The 16,214-nt window shown below is 56.0% G+C and carries 14 protein-coding genes; 6 read left to right on the top strand and 8 right to left on the bottom strand.

What is annotated here, in order from left to right:
• The first annotated feature begins 200 nt into the window (after positions 1–200).
• Positions 201–1,280: a hypothetical protein gene (locus tag AC4PHM_RS13600; protein WP_492018299.1), complete on the top strand. Its 1,080-nt coding sequence runs from the start codon at positions 201–203 to the stop codon at positions 1,278–1,280.
• A 121-nt stretch (positions 1,281–1,401) separates the two neighbouring features.
• Positions 1,402–1,968 carry a GNAT family N-acetyltransferase gene (locus tag AC4PHM_RS13595; RefSeq protein ID WP_492018298.1) on the top strand — a complete coding sequence of 189 codons (567 nt, stop codon included), beginning with the start codon at positions 1,402–1,404 and terminating at the stop codon, positions 1,966–1,968.
• Between the two features lie 184 nt (positions 1,969–2,152).
• Here AC4PHM_RS13595 and AC4PHM_RS13590 read toward each other — a convergent pair whose 3' ends face one another.
• From AC4PHM_RS13590 to AC4PHM_RS13575, 4 genes are read right to left on the bottom strand one after another with little or no spacing between them, the layout of a single operon-like run.
• A complete protein-coding gene (locus tag AC4PHM_RS13590; protein ID WP_492018297.1) occupies positions 2,153–2,998 on the bottom strand; it encodes a CPBP family intramembrane glutamic endopeptidase in 846 nt (281 codons plus the stop codon).
• Entirely contained in the window at positions 2,995–4,431 is a 1,437-nt protein-coding gene (locus AC4PHM_RS13585; protein ID WP_492018296.1) for an ArnT family glycosyltransferase, read from the bottom strand. Before AC4PHM_RS13585 ends, AC4PHM_RS13590 begins: the two co-directional genes overlap by 4 nt.
• 39 nt (positions 4,432–4,470) lie before the next feature.
• The gene (locus tag AC4PHM_RS13580; protein ID WP_492018295.1) at positions 4,471–4,977 is read right to left on the bottom strand and encodes a GtrA family protein; all 507 of its coding nucleotides are present in this window, start codon (positions 4,975–4,977) and stop codon (positions 4,471–4,473) included.
• On the bottom strand, positions 4,964–6,097 hold the full coding sequence (locus AC4PHM_RS13575) for a glycosyltransferase family 2 protein (RefSeq protein ID WP_492018294.1): 1,134 nt from the start codon (positions 6,095–6,097) through the stop codon (positions 4,964–4,966). Before AC4PHM_RS13575 ends, AC4PHM_RS13580 begins: the two co-directional genes overlap by 14 nt.
• A 249-nt stretch (positions 6,098–6,346) precedes the next feature.
• Here AC4PHM_RS13575 and AC4PHM_RS13570 point away from each other — a divergent pair, with 249 nt between their 5' ends.
• The 4 genes from AC4PHM_RS13570 to AC4PHM_RS13555 all read left to right on the top strand — a co-directional run bounded on the left by AC4PHM_RS13570 (position 6,347) and on the right by AC4PHM_RS13555 (position 10,857).
• A complete protein-coding gene (locus AC4PHM_RS13570; RefSeq protein WP_492018293.1) occupies positions 6,347–7,162 on the top strand; it encodes an alpha/beta fold hydrolase in 816 nt (271 codons plus the stop codon).
• Positions 7,159–8,772 carry a UDP-N-acetylmuramoyl-tripeptide--D-alanyl-D-alanine ligase gene (locus tag AC4PHM_RS13565; RefSeq protein ID WP_492018292.1) on the top strand — a complete coding sequence of 538 codons (1,614 nt, stop codon included), beginning with the start codon at positions 7,159–7,161 and terminating at the stop codon, positions 8,770–8,772. The genes AC4PHM_RS13570 and AC4PHM_RS13565 overlap by 4 nt, the downstream gene beginning before the upstream one ends.
• 157 nt (positions 8,773–8,929) lie before the next feature.
• Positions 8,930–10,186: a D-alanine--D-alanine ligase family protein gene (locus AC4PHM_RS13560; protein WP_492018291.1), complete on the top strand. Its 1,257-nt coding sequence runs from the start codon at positions 8,930–8,932 to the stop codon at positions 10,184–10,186.
• 50 nt (positions 10,187–10,236) lie between these two features.
• On the top strand, positions 10,237–10,857 hold the full coding sequence (locus AC4PHM_RS13555) for a GNAT family N-acetyltransferase (protein ID WP_492018290.1): 621 nt from the start codon (positions 10,237–10,239) through the stop codon (positions 10,855–10,857).
• A 178-nt stretch (positions 10,858–11,035) separates the two neighbouring features.
• On the opposite strand, the gene AC4PHM_RS13550 is transcribed toward AC4PHM_RS13555, so the two are convergent.
• From AC4PHM_RS13550 to AC4PHM_RS13535, 4 genes are all read right to left on the bottom strand, one after another.
• Positions 11,036–11,371, bottom strand: a complete 336-nt coding sequence (locus tag AC4PHM_RS13550; RefSeq protein ID WP_492018289.1) for a hypothetical protein — start codon at positions 11,369–11,371, stop codon at positions 11,036–11,038.
• Positions 11,364–12,650 carry a DUF1576 domain-containing protein gene (locus AC4PHM_RS13545; RefSeq protein WP_492018288.1) on the bottom strand — a complete coding sequence of 429 codons (1,287 nt, stop codon included), beginning with the start codon at positions 12,648–12,650 and terminating at the stop codon, positions 11,364–11,366. The genes AC4PHM_RS13550 and AC4PHM_RS13545 overlap by 8 nt, the downstream gene beginning before the upstream one ends.
• A 364-nt stretch (positions 12,651–13,014) precedes the next feature.
• On the bottom strand, positions 13,015–14,556 hold the full coding sequence (locus AC4PHM_RS13540) for a B12-binding domain-containing radical SAM protein (RefSeq protein ID WP_492018287.1): 1,542 nt from the start codon (positions 14,554–14,556) through the stop codon (positions 13,015–13,017).
• Positions 14,557–14,643: 87 nt separating this feature from the next.
• Positions 14,644–16,179, bottom strand: a complete 1,536-nt coding sequence (locus AC4PHM_RS13535) for a B12-binding domain-containing radical SAM protein (protein ID WP_492018286.1) — start codon at positions 16,177–16,179, stop codon at positions 14,644–14,646.
• Positions 16,180–16,214: the final 35 nt, after the last annotated feature.

Raw genomic sequence — 16,214 nt, 5'->3', positions numbered from 1 at the left:
CCTATTTTGCGCGGATTCTCCCGCTATGGATTCATACCCCAAAAGCCCCTCAAAATAGCACGCGCTTTTCGAAATCTCCCGAAACATCCCTCAGCAAATCTGATATTATTAAGGAAAACAAACAGGCTGGTTTAGTTTCAATCCGCCGACTTCTCCTCCGGGGCTGGCAGCAATCTGAAAAATTACAGCGAGGTGTTCCCATGACTCAAATAAATGCGACCACGGACACGACTTTGATGCTTCCCCTCTGCCTGATTGGTTTCGGCAGTGCCGGCCAGGCCTTCTGCCGTATGCTGCTTGAGCAGCGCGATCACGTAATGTCTGCCTGCGGCGTTGACCTTCAGGTGGTTGCCATTGCGACCCGGTCTAAAGGCACACTCTTCGACCCGTCTGGCTTAAATTTGAAAGAAGTTTTAGCCGATGGTTTCGAGTCCAAACGCCTTTCCCATCGGCAAACCGCTCTTTCAGACGTCGATCCATTAACTCTGATCCGCCAGTGTGGCGCAAAGGTTATGATCGAGCTCAGCACGCTGTCCATTGAAGACGGGCAGCCGGCCATCTCCCACATCGAGGCCGCCTTTGACAGCGGGATGCATGTCATCACCGGCAACAAGGGTCCACTCGCCTGGGCCTATGCAAGACTCAAAGCAGCCGCAGACTCAAAGGGACTGGAATTTCTGCACGAAACCACGGTCATGGACGGCGCACCGGTGTTCAACCTGGCAAAAGAAACGCTGCCGGGCTGCAAAATTCTCGGCTTCAAAGGCATTCTGAACTCCACCACCAACTTTGTACTGGAGCGCATGGAGGCAGGAGATGACTATGACGAAGCCCTGCGAGAAGCTCAGCGCCAAGGCTTTGCTGAGGCTGATCCATCACTGGACATCGACGGATGGGACGCCGCCGCCAAAACCAGCGCGCTGATCAACGTCCTGATGCAAGGCGACTCAACGCCTCTGACCATTGACAGAACAGGTATTGCGGCTATCACAACAGAAGACATTTCAGCAGCGCGGGACCAGGGCGGAAAGCTCAAGCTGATCTGCGAAGGATTTCTGGAAGATGGGATCGCAAAAGGCCGTGTTGAACCTGTCTTCGTCAGCAGCCAAGATCTGTTCAGCACCATAGACGCCACGACGTCCGTTTTATGCCTGCACACCGATCTCATGGGGGAAATCTGCATGGTGGAACGGCATCCTGAAATCCAGCAAACGGCTTACGGGATCTTTAGTGATACCTTGACCCTGATCCGTCGGCTGACCGCGGCCAACCGGTTATAAACGACTGTAAAGCGCCGGCGTCAAAAACACGTCAAAATCGTGAAAATATTTTCTGCGGCCTTTGACCTGTTGATCCGGATAATCATCAACTCAGCACTGACAAAAGAATGGAGGTCTTATCATGTCCATTGAAATTCGCCCACTTAAGCCCGAGCTTGCCCAAACCTTTGTCGACTTCATGAGCGGCGACATGTTCGCCCACAGCCCTAACTGGTCGGGCTGCTTCTGCCGCTTCTACCACACCGACTTTGATATGGACACCTGGATTGCGAGAGCACCCGAAATGAACAGGACCGATTCGCTGGCCGCCATCCAAGCCGGCGACATGAAGGGCTATCTGGCCTTTGACGGCGACAAGTGTGTGGGCTGGTGCAATGCCAACGCCTTGTCCGCCTATAAGCGAATGACGTCTTTGTGGCCAGAACATGAAGATCCGGAGAAGCTTGGCGCTACCCTATGCTTTGTCATCCACCCGGATTACCGGGGCAAAGGGCTCGCCAGAAAAATGCTGAGCATGGCGGTTGAAGGTTTTAAGAACGCCGGCTTTAGCGGCATGCTTGCCTTTCCGGTCAAGTCAGAGGCGGAGCCCATGAAAAATTACCGCGGAACCCTGAATATGTACCTTGAGCTTGGCTATAGGGATCTTGGCCTGGTGGAAGGGACGCGGGTGTTTAGACTGGATTTTTAAGTGAAATGGAAGGAAGAAGGTGTCAGCGGCTAGCGCCTATCAACACCTTCTTCCACCGCCTTCTGCAAAGTTGAAACTGGGTGTCAGACACCCAGTTTCACTAACAAAAACAGGGATGCAATTGGTATTCTTTCAACCAATTTCATCCCTGTTTTTACTGACTTCATCCCAGTTTTTCTGTAACTCACCCCTGCAGCCACACAATCAAATTGCTGGCCATGTGCCCCAGCACCACAATGGTAAAGTTACCCGTTTTTAAATAGATGCCCCCCAGGAGCGTACCCAGCAAAAAAGCGTGAACACCCTGCAGCATGTTCAAATGCACCAGCGCGAACAGCGCTGATGAAATAACGACCGCGTACGCCGGGGAAAATCCCTTAAAGAGAATCCCCCTGAGCAGGACGCCCCTGAACAGGAACTCCTCAAACACCGGTGCCAGGATCAGCACGTAAAATCCCGCTGCGAGCGGCGACTGCATCAAGAACTCAAACGCCTCAATCATTGCCTCATTTTCCGGAAAAATGGAAAGGAGCCAGGCCCCCAGGGTCAAGTCATAGAGAAATCTGAAACCGGCGACAATGGCGATTGCCAGGATGGCTTCGGTTAACCATCGGGAAAGGGGCTTTGGCTTTGTTGACATCACTTCTGACCCAACCAGACCTTCAGCCTGACCTTCACCCTCAGCCTCAATCCCGCTCTCACGCAACCGCTTTGCCTTCGCTGCTCCGGGCCGCTCCGGCAGATAGCGGTCGCCGGCCATGACACTGAGCATAATAATCAGACGAAACAACAAATAGCCGCCCACATAGACCATGGACGCCCGCGCCGGCCACGCCTTCAGCCTGTCCGAAAGCTCCAGCACCGGCAGCATCAGCACAATTTCCAAAATGGTCAGCCCAATCACGAGGGTCAGCGCTGTCAAACCCGTCATGGGCAAGGTCGGCGGACCTTCTGTGAACAGCAGGCGCAGCTTGGTCTTCATGGCGAACTTCGCAGCAGGTGCCGCTTTGTGCCCATTGTCTTTTCTCATCGTCTTTTCCCCGGCTGGACGGTTCTGGACTTGATCCCCTTCTCCGGCAAATCCCCGGCATACGCGGTTTCACGTCCCGCTGCCTCAAGGAGTTTCTGAACCACCAGCATGACCACCAGCACAAAGACAAACAACAGATTAAAATTGTAACGGGGCTGTCCTTCATAGATCAGAATTACCAGGCCGTTATAGCCCACCGGCAGCATCAGCAGCGCGGTCTGCCAGCTGATAACGCGCTTCAGTGAAAACAGCGCCTGGAAAAATCTCGGCAGATTCACGAGAAAATAAAGGAACGCCGTCCCGCTGAGCAGCGTAAGCACAATATCGCTGACGCTTCTGAAATACGCGAGATACCTCAGCGTCTCCACCTCGGTCCGCCCGGTTTCGAGGGTCTTGTACTTATTCATGGTCCAGGCGTCAATGTCCCAGGACCCGTTGAAGAACGTCGAATGCACCCGGATGATCGCCAGCTTCGCGAATTCTAGCGGATTTTCCCTGATCCAGGCCTGTGCCGCCGGCTTCAGATCCAGCTCCAGGTCGCTGGCCAGCTTGATGCTTTTCGCGCCGTTTTCGAGATGCGCATTGATCTTTGCCTCAAGCTCCGGCGTCGCCTTGATCTGGTCAATAGGCATAAATCCACCGTGGGTGTTGTCCGCGTTGTTGTTGAGATAGAGCACCAGGCCGGAGTTGTAGGACACTGGTATGAACCGCCCGAAGTGTCTGTAATTCCTGTAGGTCCAAGGCGCCACGATCAGCGCCATCACCGCCGCCGCCACGAGCATGCCCGCCACGCCGCGCTTCAGGTCCTTCCGGCTCAGCCACTCGTAAAACAGAACTGCCACCGGATAGGCCAGGTAGAATGGCTTTGTCAGTGCCAGCGCGGCGGTGAGCGCCCCGACCATCGGCCACTGGATCCTGCCCTTTAAAAGGTCCCCCGAGCACTGAACCAGCATCAGGGTCGAAAGCAGCGCCGCAGAAAGAATTTCTGTGCCGATGGCATTGGTATAAGCAATTTGCTGAGGCATAAACGCCATGAACAGCAGAGCGCCCCAGCGGACGACGCGTTTCGGGCTCAGGCGCCACGCGATCAGGTAGGTCATGAGGATGGACCACATGGAAAGCAAGACGTTGAACTGTTTCGCGGTCAGCTCGGAGGTGTCGCCCATGAACTTCATGAAATAGCCCAGGAGGATGGAGAATCCCATGCCCTGGAACGCAATGGGCTGCCCCAGGAAGGTATAGCCCATGCCCTGGGAGATATTGACCGCAACCTCATAATAGGTGGAAAAGTCGTAGAGCTGCTCCGTGGGAATGGTCGTGATCCACCACTGGCGCAGCATCCAGGCCGCGGGCAGGACCACGGCCAGCAGAATAAGGTCTGCGGGGTTATTGCGAAATGTAGTTTTCAGGTGATTTAAAACTCGTTTTATCATGCTTTGAACGCATCCTTTTCTCAAAAGGTGGAGCCCCATTTATTTTTTGAAGACGAGGTGTTTGCTGAGCACATAGTTCAGGATGACCACCACGGCGGTCATGAGGTATTTTGAGAGCTGCTCGCCCGCGCCGAAAACCTCGATCAACAGCACCAACCCCGCGGTTTCCGCGCCAAAGGTCGCGATTCGCGCGCTGAAAAAGGCGGCGATCTGCCGGGATTCTTCACGGCGGGTGGTCTTGAGGCTGTCAAAGACGAAGCGTTTGTTGGTCTCGTAGGCGAAGAACACAGCCAGCACGAAGGCTGCGGTGGTGGCGATCCCGTAGTGGATTCCCAGCATCACCAGCACCGAGTAGGTCGCCAGGTTGATCAGCGTGGTCAACACCCCGAAGACCAGGTACATGGACACCTCTTTGGCGAAGTGGGCGTTTGGAGGCTTCTCATGCTTTTCTTGACGGTCTTGAGGCTCTTGCCGGTCCTGTGGCTCCTGTATTTTGCCAATGGTCACTTGAGTCTCATGGCTCTCTTTGTCTTTAACCTCGGGCATGGTCATCCCCCTGCCCGGCCGGTTTACTGTCAAACCCCTCTTTTCTCTGCACGATAAAGAGCGGCCGGCGCTTGACCTCGTCGTGAATTCTGCCCACATACTCGCCCACAATGCTGATCTGGATCATCAGGATACCGAAGGAAAACAGCATAATGGCCGCCAGGGAGGTCCAGCCTTCAATGGCGTTGTTCAGCAGCAGCTTATCCAGGATCCAGTAGATCATCATGAGGAAGCTGAGGCCGGAGACTATGAAGCCCACCAGGCTGAAAATCTTGAGGGGCTTGTAGGAAAAGGAAATGATGGCGTCAAAGGCCAGTCGGAAGAGCTTGATGTAGTTGTATTTCGTCTCGCCGGCGTGGCGCTCGTCCCGGTGAAACTCTACGTAGCCCACGTTGAAGCCAACCCAGTGGGTCAGGCCCCTGAAGTAGCGGTTGTGCTCCTCCAGCTTGTTGAGCTCGTCGACGACCCGTCGGCTGAGAAGCCTGAAGTCGCCTGTGTCCAGCGGAACTTCCAGGTCGCTCAGGGCGTTCATCACGCGGTAGAAGAGCTTGGAGGTCGTCTTTTTAAGGAAGGATTCCCGACGTCTCGAGATGCGCTTGGCATAGACCACGTCGAAGCCTTCTTTGAACTTATGGTACATGTCGGCGATCAGCTCAGGCGGATCCTGGAGGTCCGCGTCAATGATGACGACGGCTTCCCCTGAGGCGTGTCTGAAGCCCGCGGTGTTGGCCATTTCGTGGCCGAAGTTGCGGGAAAAGCTGACAAGTTTGACCCGCGAGTCGCCAAATCCGGCGGCGGGTGGGGTACCGGGACCATCGGCAGAAACCGTCTTTGAAGGGAGTCCCCGGAGAAGCAGAACCTTTTCCACGGTTTTGTCGTGGCTGCCATCGTCGACGAAAATAATTTCGTGATCAGGGGTGATGGACTCAAGGACCGGGTTCAGGCGCTCGTAGAGGGCCAGGATGTTGGCTTCCTCGTTATAAGCGGGAACCACGACACTGAGGGCGATGCTGCTATGTAGGGACACCGGGGCGATGCCGACAACGGAAGTCGGTGTCTGACACCCACTTCCTTTGTTTTGGGGGTTGTCGAGATTGATCCGGTTTTCTGAAGCGGACATGGTAATTCCTCCTGAATGTATTCCTGCATTTTCTTCTCGAAATGATTATAGCATAGAATTCAGGGGGATGGAGGGGTTTGTGCACTGGGGAGGTTTCAGTTCGGCGATTCGGTTCGGCGGAGGAGATTAATTTACCTTTAGGTTAACCTATGGTATGATTATGGGTGATTCTGAGACAGATTATGTCGAAAAAGAAACCAACTTGCGGACTACAGGCCGCGAAACTTATAGAGATGGTGGGATACTTTTATGCAAACCAAAACGTATGGCGGCGTCACGCTGGCCTATACTGTCGCGGGGCCGGGCGGCACCAACAAGCCGAGCCGGCCGGATCTGCTCCTGCTGCATGGCTGGGGCGTGGATCACACGACACTTGAATTTATTTCGGCGGAGTTGTCGAAAGACCATAAGGTCGCGGCACTGGACTTCCCTGGTTTTGGTGAAAGTCCGGAGCCAGCTGAACCCTGGAACAACCGGCGGTTTTCGGAGCTTGTGGAGGACTTTATTGCGGCTGAGAAGCTTGAGAAGCCCGTTCTGGTCTGCCACTCCTTTGGAGGGCGCGTGGCGCTGGACCTGGCTGCGCGAAGACCTGATTTGATCGGCGGGCTGGTCCTCATGGGGAGCGCCGGCGTTCGGCCGAAGCGTTCCGGCAAGTATAATCTGAAACTGTACAGCTATAAAGCCATCCGTGTGCTGGCCAAGGTGCCGGGCTTCTCTTGGCTGTTGTCTGACTTTATTGAGCAGTACCGGATGAAATACGGCTCTTCGGATTACAAGAAGGCCTCTGACGTTATGCGGAAGACTTTGTCCAGCGTGGTCAACGAGGATCTGACCGGGGTCATGAGCGGGATTAAGGCACCCACGCTGCTGATTTGGGGCGACAAGGATACGGCGACACCGATGGAACACGGCCGGCTGATGGCCTCTTTGATCCCCGGCGCCAAAGCACCGGGCGGCGGTCTTGTGGTTTATGAGGGCCTCGGGCACTATGCGTTCCTGCAGAAGGCGCCTGAAACCCTGAAAGCCATTCGGCATTTTCTTGGCCAGGAGGTGACCCACGCATGAATCCCTATTTATTGATCAGCACACTGCTGACGGCGGCCTACTTTATATATAAGCTTCCTCACGACCTGCATATGCTGCAGCAGAACAGCTACCGAAATGATCGGTACATGCGCTGGCTGAATGACGACCAAAACAGAATCATCCAAAAAAGCGATATTATGTATCTGATCGGACTTGTTCCGGCACTGCTGCCATCCTTCTTCCCGGGTCTGTCCCACTGGGTGAAGGGGCCGCTGTTTGTACTGGGACTGCCTTTTATGGCGCTGTCCGTTTACATGTTTTTTGTGAGCATCACCTATCAGCCTGCCAAGAAAAAATTGGCCTGGACTGCCCGGGTGAAGCGCCTGTTTGTGAGCGCCGTTGTTTTGGGGCTTCTAACCTTCGGGCTTGGGCTGTGGGCACAAAAGGCGCTCTTCTCCCTGGTGCTGATGGCCTTCATGATTACTTATTCTTCTTTGTTTGTACTCGCGGCGAATATTGTGAACGCGCCAGTGGAGGGTCATATTCGAAACAAATTTATTCAGAGCGCCAAGGACCGTCTGAAACAGCGGCCAGACCGGATTCTGGTGGGCATTACGGGCAGCTACGGCAAGACCAGCGTCAAGCATATCCTGACGGAGCTGACTTCCCGGCGCTTCAATGTGCTGATGACACCGGGGAGCTTCAACACCACACTGGGCGTCGTCCGGACCATCAATGAGCAGCTGAATTCGACTCACGACTTGTTTATTGTTGAAATGGGCGCCAAGGAAATGGGCGACATCCAGGAAATCTGTGATATTGTCCCGGTGGACTATGGCATCATTACTTCCATTGGCCCTCAGCACCTGGAGACCTTTGGCTCCATTGAAAATGTCGCTTCGACGAAGGGCGAGCTCTTCCGGGGCGTCAAGCCCGGCGGCGTCATTGCGCTTAACTTGGGAGATCCACTGATTGCCGGACTTCCCCGCCGCTCGGATGTGCGCTATCTGACTTATGGCGCGCCCGGGGCAGATTGCGTCGTGTCTGATGTTGAGATTACCGGTTCGGGAACGACGTTTACTTTAACGGCAACTACCCGAAGGGGGCAGCTGATCGAAACTTTTTCCACCCAGCTTCTGGGCGCCCATAATATTGACAACATGCTTGGAGCCATTGCCATTGCTCTGGATTTAGGCGTCACGGCAAAGGACATCCAACGGGCGCTGAAAGATATGAAGCCTGTCCAGCACCGCTTATCGAGCTATAGAGCCGGCGGCGGCTGGCTCGTCCTGGACGACGCCTTCAACTCGAATCCTACAGGTGCATCCAACGCCCTGGAGGTGCTGAAGGCCATGAAGGGCGGCAAGAAGCTCATCATGACGCCGGGGATGATTGAGCTTGGCGAGGAACAAGAGCGGCTCAATGGCCTCTTTGGTGAAAAAATCGCTCAAGCGTGTGACGAGGTCATTCTGGTAGGCCCTAAGCGGACCGTTCCAATCGCGGAAGGCATTCGACGTCAAGGTTTTCCGGAGGAGCGGCTCCACATTGTCAAAAACCTCAAGGAAGGCTTTGAAAGGGTTCAGCAGCTTGCGGGTCCTAACGACGTCCTTCTGATTGAAAACGACCTGCCGGACAGCTACAATGAATAAATTGATATTTTTTTAACTTGGTGACGCGGACAGAAATATTTTTGGTGCCTGTCACCAATCTCAACTTTGTACCAGAGCTTAGTGTAATTTTACACTTTAACTGTAATTCAACTGACGCCCACTGGGCACCTATTATACACGGAAGGAAGTGCTCCCTATGATCCAAGTCGGCGTCCTCTTCGGCAGCCGTTCGGTTGAGCATGAAATCTCAATCATCACCGCACTGCAGGCCATTCAACACCTGAAGTCCTCAGGCAAATATAACGTCATCCCTATTTACATCTCCAAAGAGGGAGACTGGTACACCGGCGGCGCCCTGGACCAGATCGAGACTTACAAGAACCTCAGCAGCGCCATGCAGGGCGCCCAGAAGGTCACGCCCATCCGTCAGAACGGCCGGGTCGCCCTCCTGAAGTCGCCGCTGTCCAAGTTCAAAAATAACGTCATCTCGGAAATCGACCTCGCCTTCCCCATCCTTCACGGCTCCTACGGCGAAGACGGTACCCTCCAGGGCATGCTGGAGCAGCTTCAGCTGCCTTACACCGGCTGCAGCGTCCTCAGCGCAGCCCTGACCATGGACAAAATCGCCACCAAACAGGTCCTCAGCGCAGCCGGCATCCCTGTCGTGGACTATTTCTGGTTCCACACGGAGACCTGGTTTGCCAAGGATGAGGACTACATCAAAGAGAGCGAGCAGCGCTTTGGCTATCCCGTCGTCGTCAAACCGGCGGATATTGGCAGCAGCGTTGGCGTTTCTATTGCCCACGACCGCGACGAATTTGAGCAGGCGGTTTCCACTGTGCGCCGCTATTCCGAGCGCGTCCTGGTCGAGCGGTATATCAAGGGCCTTAAAGAGATCAACATCAGTGTCCTTGGCGACGCGGAAGGGCTGAAACTGTCCGTCTGCGAGGAGCCTATCACCGCCAGCGAATTCCTGACCTACCAGGACAAGTACGCAGGCGGAGCTTCTGCCGATGGTTCCGGCTCCAAATCCAGCGCCGCAACCGGCAACAGTAATAGCACAGGCGCTTCGAACGCCGGCATGCAGAGCGCCAAGCGCCGCATCCCTGCCGAGCTGCCAACCGAAGTCAGGGAGACCATCGAGGACTACGCCCGCAGAGCCTTCGCAACCCTGGACTGCTCCGGCGTCACCCGGATCGACTTCATCCTGGAGCCTGAGGATCCAAACAGCACCCCGGAAACTTTCAAATGCAAGCAGATTTATGTCAACGAGTTCAACACCATTCCGGGCTCGCTGAGCTTCTACCTTTGGGAAGCCACCGGCAAGCCATTCCCTGAGCTTCTGGACGACCTGGTGGAGCTGGGCCTGCGCAAGAAGCGCCGCCGCAACAAGCTGACCTTCACCCATGACATCAACATTTTGGCCAGCGCCAGCTTCAGCGGAAAGAAGTAACTCAGCACGCCGAAACTCAAATCGCCAATCCACAAGGAGGCATCGCTGCATTGCTAACCCTTGATTTCTCTAACTTTCCCATTCTGAAGACCGAGCGGCTGGTCCTCCGTCCCATGTCAACTGAGGACGCGCCCGCGCTGTTCGAACTTCGTACTGACCCCGTCATCAATCGCTACATCGACCGACTGCCCACGACTGAGCTCGAGGATGCCCTGCGCTTTATCGAAAAAATTGACAAGGGGATCCGGGATAACCACTGGCTGTATTGGGCGATTACGGAGGCGACTTCAAAAGAGGATAAAAGCCATGAAGGTCACGAGGGCCAAGAGGTCTTAAAGGACCAAGAGCTCAATTATGACCATTTGATCGGGACGATCTGCCTGTGGAACTTTGTGCCCACCGACGACAAAGCCGAGCTTGGCTATGAGCTCAGTGTCGCGCGCCAAGGTCTGGGACTGATGAGCGAAGCTGTGAACGCGGTTCTGGCGTATGGTTTTGGGACCATCGGCCTCAGTGCTGTTGAAGCGGCCGTCCACCCGGAAAATGCCGCCTCCGTCAAAGTGCTGAATCGCGCCGGCTTCACCCTGGTGGGCACATTCGAGGATACCACCCTGACCGGCGAAACCGTGGAAATGCTGATTTATGAGATGCGCGCTAAATCATGTGAGTGACGCGGACAAAAACCATTTTGGGGACGCGGACAGGTTTCAAAACGGTGCCAGAGCTTACGATAACAATTATCAATAAGACGCTTCCGAGTGGAGAAAAAAGAATGACCATCGGCATGGTTTTGGGGCTTTAAAAGCCTCAAGATCCTGCCGATGGTCATTTCACATTCTACCAGCCCTACTACGCCTTCCGAGTCACCTTCACACGCAAAGTGTCCCCGACGTGCTCGACCTCAGCCTCATCCACCAGGGCACCGACCAAATCCAGCTCGGAGTGCCGATTGCTCCCCGCCAGGTTCCAGTACTCCTCCAACTCCAGCTGCCGCGCGCCGTGGATCGCTTCCTTGAGGTGCACGATCTTCGCAATCGGGATCAGCTTGACATCTCCCGTCAGCGCCACCGTGGATTCGAGGGCGTTGTTCGTGACCTCCACCCGGATGTCCGTGATGCCCAGCTTGAAAAACACGCGCACCAGCTCGCTCATGATTCTGATGACTTTCGCCTGTTCCTTACTCAAAGCTATCTTCCTCCCTAAACGCGTCCAGAATTGGCACCAGCGTCGCCGCGACAATGCCCCCGGACAAACCATTGTTGTAGAGATTTAGCCCGCCGTGGAGATACCCCACATTCATGACAATGGACATATGCAGGAATCCGGCGAGAATCCCCGCCTTCCACCCAAACTGCCCCGAGATGGGCGCCAGAGTCGTTCCGAACAGCGCCGCCATGATGGCCCCGGTGGAGCTGCCGTCCCACACCTTGAGCTGGGTGGCGAGCAGGACCCCGATCATGACCGGAATCGCGTTTCGCGGGTGCTTACCGAAGGCTCCAAATCCCATCATGGTGATGATTCCGCCGATGGTCGGCCCACTGAGCTCCCCTTTGACCAGAAAGACGTAGCCGACACCGACAAACCCGAGGAGACCCATATTAATCAGGGTGACGCCGAAGCCCTCAGTGGTGACGAAGTCGGAAACCAGGCGCCCGGGCTGGCGCATGAGTTCTCTGAGGTGCTTGAAGCTCTTGTCGTTCATGGTGTAGCCCACCAGAAGCATGGAGCCGAAAAAAGCCGTCATAATGATGGCGAAAACCAGGTTGTTCCCTTGGGAGACCTCATAAATATCCGGGGTCTCAAGGCCAAAGGACCTGAACAAGGACATGAAAATGGTGCCTATGATGCCCGCGGTGAATCCAATATTGTATAGGTTGTAGCCTTGGTGGAATTTGACGAAGCTCGAGGCCAGGGGCGGCAGGATGATCCCCGTGAGCACGCCCGCCGCGTTGCCTATGATGACCCCCGTCCACAGCGGCAGCTCGAAGCCGAAGGTGATTTGGCTGACCATGGGCCCAAGGGCTGTACCGAATAGGGCGATCAGGATAAATTTCCCGAATTTTTCCTTCTGGATCCTGGCGTATAAGTAGACGCCGAGGACGATGCTGATGACATTATACAGATTCTTCCCAAACATGGAAAATCCGCCGATGATAAACACCGCCGCAATGATGTAGCCGTTCATGTGGGCGCGGGCCTTCCTGGCCAGCAGGATGGCGATGAGCATCATCAGGCCGCTGTTGAAGAAGGCGCTGCCAATGTTGGCGATCTCCATGTAGTCCGTCAGCAAGATGCTCGAGGAGGTCAGGATCTGCCACATGCCTCCGGCGATCTCGAGGGGGGAGTTGAAGAAAAAGCCGAGCAGCAGAACCGCCAGCGCGTACAGAGCTATGACCTTGTATTTGGTGTCTTCAGAGATGACTTTGTGGTGGATGGCCCACCGCTTCTCGACGTTTTCAATCACTCAACCGATCACTCCTTGTGCAGGTGGATTTGGGGGCAATTCAAGTTCTATTTGAGACCGTTTCTCAGTACAAATAGTTTACAGGAAAATGGGGAACATGGCAAGTTTGAAGGGTGGGGACAATAGGCAACAGGCCGCGCGGACGTGTTTGGGTTTGGGGACGCGGACGGGTTTCAAGTGAGTGACGCGGACGGGTTTCAAAACGGGGACAGAGCTTGCGAGAATGATTATCAACGCGTCCACTGGCTACGCCTCGCTTGGGGCGGGGGTTGGAGTTGAATGACCATCGGCAAATGTCTTAGGGCTTTTAAAGCCTAAAAAACCCTGCCGATGGTCATTTTCGTCACTCATTCTGCGATTCTGGCTATATTCGCTTTCCCGCCCCAAGCATCAGGCCTACATAGCGGAAGAAGACTTTAACGGCGCCCTTCGACATTCTGAGGAGAGTGGCTGCGCCAAATTTTTTCGTGATGTAGCGCATGTGGTTGGAGATGAAATTGAGGTAGAGGATAGTTTTCAGGACTTCGAAGTAGTAGGCCCGCAGGGACATATTCACCGGGCGGACGATGACCTGGCCAAAGCTCCAGGCGCTGTAATCCTCTTTTTCGAACAGGAGGCGGCCCTCTTTTTGATAGTGCTTGTAAAGGGGGAGTCCCGGGAACGGCGTGAGCGGTGAGAAAGTCGCGATCTCGGGGGCCAGCCTTTTGATGTGTCCGCGTAGGGCCTTGAAGTCCGCGGGGGTCCAGTCCGGATGGAGCATGAAGGAGGCCCAGACGTCAATGCCGGCTTCTTTGAGCCACTGGGCGGCATTGACAGCGTCCTGGGCGCGGGAGGGCTTTTTGTAGGCCGCAAGTTCCGCGTCGCTGAAGGACTCGTAACCGACGAGGACGGCTTTCAGGCCGTGATCCCGGAAGTTGAGAATGGCCTGCGGATTTTCAAGAATGCTGTGGACGCTGGCGTAGCAAATGAAGTCTTTGGTTATTGCTTCTTTATCGAGGGCTTTGCAGAATTCATGCAGCCGCTCGCCACTATTCAGAAAATCGTTGTCGAAGATCATGACTGAGGGCTCTTCAATGGCCTTCAGGTCTGCCATGACAAAGTCCATGGGGAAGTCCCGCTCACAGGGGCCTTCCATGCGCCATCTGAGGCAGAAATCACAGTGGGCGGAGCAGCCCTGGGAGGTTTGCATAATGGCGCAGGGGCGGAAGCCAAAGTAGGCGTATTGGTGTCGCCAGGGTTGGGTGGCGGTCCGGTCGGGCAGCCAGTATTCGTTGGTGCGGGGGTTGGTGGGAATTTGGAGGTCGGTGACAGTCCCCAACTTGGAGTCAGTGTCTGACACCGTTTCAAGTCTGGTGCCTGTCACCAAGTTGGAGTTAGTGCCTGTCACCAACTTAAATTCAGTGCCAGAGCTTAGTGTAAATTTACACCTTCCATCTCCATCTCTATCTCTGTCTCCAAATCCATCTCCTTCGCCTAACGCCTTCTCAATCTCTCCAAACAGCCCCTTCAGCCGCTCCTGGGTTGAAATCTGAAAAACTGCATCCACCTCAGGGACCGAAAACGCCTCCGGATTCAGAAACGCCTGGGTCCCGCCCACGACTACCGCGGTCTCGGGCGCCCAGGCCTTGACCATCGCCGCCAGACGCAGCACGGCCGGCACATCCACACATAACGAGGTCAGCCCCACCACATGAGGCTTAAACCCTTCCAGCTTCTGCGCCAGCGCCCGGTCCGCCGCGCCCTTTTTCCCAGCCGCTTCCACAGCCATCAAATCCATAATCTCGATCTCATAGGACGCTTTCAGCGCCGCCGCGACCATCTCCAGGCCCAGGGGCTCAGAAAACATGATCTCCCCCAGGGTCACGGACTGCGGTGTCCGAGCCGGCCTCACAAGTAAAACGCGCATCACAGTCCCTCCCTCATCGGCTTATTTAATCAAATACAAAACCCAGTGCTTCTGCCGATGGTGGTTTAAGGGACCATCGGCAGAAAATCAAATAATATTCGGCGTAATCCGCTGACGGATTTGCCGGCGGTAATACAGATTCACACCCAGATAAAACAGCGCCCGGCCAAGCGCCCCCGGCGACCCCAGCACCTCCCGCCGCAGCAGGGAGCGCCGCACGATGCTCCGGAGGGAAAACACCTCTTCATACAGCGACCAGTACGCCGCCGTCAGCGCCTCCGGGCTCATGTGCCGGGGCTGATGCACGGCCTCGCTGCCGTTATAGGCATAAATATCCGGGTTCACAATCCGGCCCTCGCGCTGCATGGCCTCAAAATAATCCGTACCTGGGATCGGCGTCAAAATGTAGAACCGCGGTACCACAATCCGGTTCTCCTCAATGAACCGCGCCGTCGCCCGGATGGACTCCAGGGTGTCGCCCTCGCCGCCCACCACCATCTCCGTGGACAGGTCGATCCCCGCCCGGCGCACCGCCGCCAGCAGCGCCGGATAATCCGCCGGCACCGCCCAAGCCTTGTCCATGCCCTGAAGGCTCAGCTCTGAGAGGCTTTCCAGCCCAAAGCTCAGGGCAATGCACCCCGCCCCGGCCATGGCCGCCAGCAGCGCCGGATCCCGCCCCACGGAAATGTCGCACTGAGACAGCCACTGCATCCCGAGGGGCCTGAGCCCCTCGCACAGCGCCAGCAGATACCTGCGGTCCGCGCCTATGTTGTCGTCCAGCAGCAGGAACTTCTTAAAACCAAGCTCCCGCACCTGGGCCACGTCCCGGAGCACCTCCTCCAGCGGCCGCTTGAGGTAGCGCCCCCGGTATAGGCAGTAGACTGAACAGAAACTGCAGGTGTTGGGGCAGCCCCGTCCGGCCTGGACCGGCAGGAAGTCGCCAATGCGCTTATTCACGATCAGGTCGAACCTCGGGAGCGGCGTGTGGTAGAGGTTGTCGGGCGGTGTTGGTCCCGTTTCCCCCGCCTTCTCCGGATTGGCGTGGGGGGCGGTGGAGGGACCATCGGCTAAAACTGTCTTTGAACTGGCCCCCGGATCCGCCGCCCTGTAAAGCGGCTTCAGCTCGCCCGCCTCAAAATCCCGGATGACCTGGGGCCACACGTCCTCCGCGTCCCCCACCACCACCGCGTCCGCGTGCCTGCCGGCCTCCTCTGGCATCAAGCTCACCATGTAGCCGCCCAGGACCACGGTCTTGCCCCGGACCCGGAATTCCCGCGCAATGTCCAGCGTCCGCACCACCGCGTGGCCCATGCTGCCAATCCCGACCAGCGCTGCGTCCGTGTCCCAGGGGATCTCCTCGATCGTCTCCAGGATGATCTCCACCTCCCAGTCGGGCGGCGTCAGCGCCGCCAGCAGCGGCAGCCCCAGGCCCACGAAGTAGAGCCGGCCCTTCTTGATGGGCTTTTTTTGTTGCCCGCTGCCCGCGTAGGGTGACGACTGGATCAGCAGAACCTTCTTCTTTTTCGGTGATTCCGGTGATTGCAGCGGCTTCCGTGACTCCGGTGATTCCAGTGATTCCAGTGATTCTGCCGATGGTCCCCCATCCGCCATCCACTTCTTCATGTGGGCTATGCTCCTTTCGGGCTCATTCTCAGTCA

Source organism: Acidaminobacter sp. QWL-03 (genome assembly GCF_058683855.1).
Note: the sequence above shows the minus strand (reverse complement) of the source record. Positions and strands in the feature narration are given on the sequence as shown.

Excerpts from the sequence above, each read along its gene's own strand:
- AC4PHM_RS13600 (WP_492018299.1), top strand. The coding sequence starts at position 201 with ATGACTCAAATAAATGCGACCACGGACACGACTTTGATGCTTCCCCTC.
- AC4PHM_RS13595 (WP_492018298.1), top strand. The coding sequence starts at position 1,402 with ATGTCCATTGAAATTCGCCCACTTAAGCCCGAGCTTGCCCAAACCTTT.
- AC4PHM_RS13590 (WP_492018297.1), bottom strand. The coding sequence starts at position 2,998 with ATGAGAAAAGACAATGGGCACAAAGCGGCACCTGCTGCGAAGTTCGCC.
- AC4PHM_RS13585 (WP_492018296.1), bottom strand. The coding sequence starts at position 4,431 with ATGATAAAACGAGTTTTAAATCACCTGAAAACTACATTTCGCAATAAC.
- AC4PHM_RS13580 (WP_492018295.1), bottom strand. The coding sequence starts at position 4,977 with ATGCCCGAGGTTAAAGACAAAGAGAGCCATGAGACTCAAGTGACCATT.
- AC4PHM_RS13575 (WP_492018294.1), bottom strand. The coding sequence starts at position 6,097 with ATGTCCGCTTCAGAAAACCGGATCAATCTCGACAACCCCCAAAACAAA.
- AC4PHM_RS13570 (WP_492018293.1), top strand. The coding sequence starts at position 6,347 with ATGCAAACCAAAACGTATGGCGGCGTCACGCTGGCCTATACTGTCGCG.
- AC4PHM_RS13565 (WP_492018292.1), top strand. The coding sequence starts at position 7,159 with ATGAATCCCTATTTATTGATCAGCACACTGCTGACGGCGGCCTACTTT.
- AC4PHM_RS13560 (WP_492018291.1), top strand. The coding sequence starts at position 8,930 with ATGATCCAAGTCGGCGTCCTCTTCGGCAGCCGTTCGGTTGAGCATGAA.
- AC4PHM_RS13540 (WP_492018287.1), bottom strand. The coding sequence starts at position 14,556 with ATGCGCGTTTTACTTGTGAGGCCGGCTCGGACACCGCAGTCCGTGACC.
- AC4PHM_RS13535 (WP_492018286.1), bottom strand. The coding sequence starts at position 16,179 with ATGAAGAAGTGGATGGCGGATGGGGGACCATCGGCAGAATCACTGGAA.